Here is a 1,021-nt window from a genome sequence, read left to right as displayed (position 1 = left end):
TAGCCATTTAAAACAAATCGAGAAGTGATTATGTTGGAGCTGATCTTTATTTTAGTATTTGCCGCGACCTTGTTAGTAACAGGCATCACGATGATGACAGTGTTCGCAGCAACAGGTATTGCGTTGGTTGTGATGTTTTTACTTGGCATGATCGGCGCGGTACTCAAACTATTACCATGGCTGATAGTCATCGCATTGGGTATTTGGTTCTTTAAAAACTTCGTTGCCCAACCGCGTTATAAATAGTTGGGTATAGATGATTTAGTTGATAGCGAGGCGTGAGAGTATGGTATATTTCCCCTCACGCCCTCATTGTTGAATATCAGCTATCTCGGAGTACACATTCCATGACAAATAAAGCGACCATCGCTTTAACAGCATTATCATTAGCCGCATCTCTTCCTACATTCGCAGAATCTTCTTTTTCCGCAAAAGTGGGGGCAGAAGTATGGGGTGCAGATACAAAAGTTAATGAAGTAAGAAGAGATAGCAGTACAACGGGTACTTTTTACGCTGCCATTGAGCACGATGTGAAATACGTACCGAATGCACGTCTACGTTACTCAAGTGTTGATGCCGATTACATGGGCTTTGATAAACTCGATTTAACCATGTACTACCAAGTGCTAGACCATGATCTATTGCATTTTGATGCGGGTGTTACATTCAGCAATCTAAGCGATACGAAATACATTGATGCTGGTACAAATAAGCGTACTGAAGAGTTTGATGAGCTTATCTGGGCTTGGTACGGCTACGCAGAGATCCAAGTGCCTAATACGAACTTTGATGTGATTGGTGAGATAAACTTTGGTGACAACAAAGGCATCAAGAGCACGGACTTAATGGCTGGCATTCAATACCATGTGCCACTACAAGACGCTCAGTTGGCTTTTCGTGGTGGATACCGCGTGATCGATTTAGAGTCGGAAGTGTTTCTTTCAAGCTTAGGTAAAGAGTTTATCTTCGCAAATGGCTTCTTTGTTAGCGCGGAATACTCATTTTAATTCGATTCCTTTCT

The 1,021-nt window shown here is 42.0% G+C and carries 2 protein-coding genes; both read left to right on the top strand.

Going from position 1 to position 1,021, the window contains the following annotated elements; genetic code table 11:
- The first annotated feature begins 30 nt into the window (after positions 1-30).
- A complete protein-coding gene (gene pspG, locus R7040_RS24910) occupies positions 31-246 on the top strand; it encodes an envelope stress response protein PspG (protein ID WP_005496590.1) in 216 nt (71 codons plus the stop codon).
- Between the two features lie 101 nt (positions 247-347).
- The gene (locus R7040_RS24905) at positions 348-1,007 is read left to right on the top strand and encodes a TIGR04219 family outer membrane beta-barrel protein (RefSeq protein ID WP_318074920.1); all 660 of its coding nucleotides are present in this window, start codon (positions 348-350) and stop codon (positions 1,005-1,007) included.
- Positions 1,008-1,021: the final 14 nt, after the last annotated feature.

It is taken from the genome of Vibrio sp. 1069, assembly GCF_033340555.1.
Note: the sequence above shows the minus strand (reverse complement) of the source record. Positions and strands in the feature narration are given on the sequence as shown.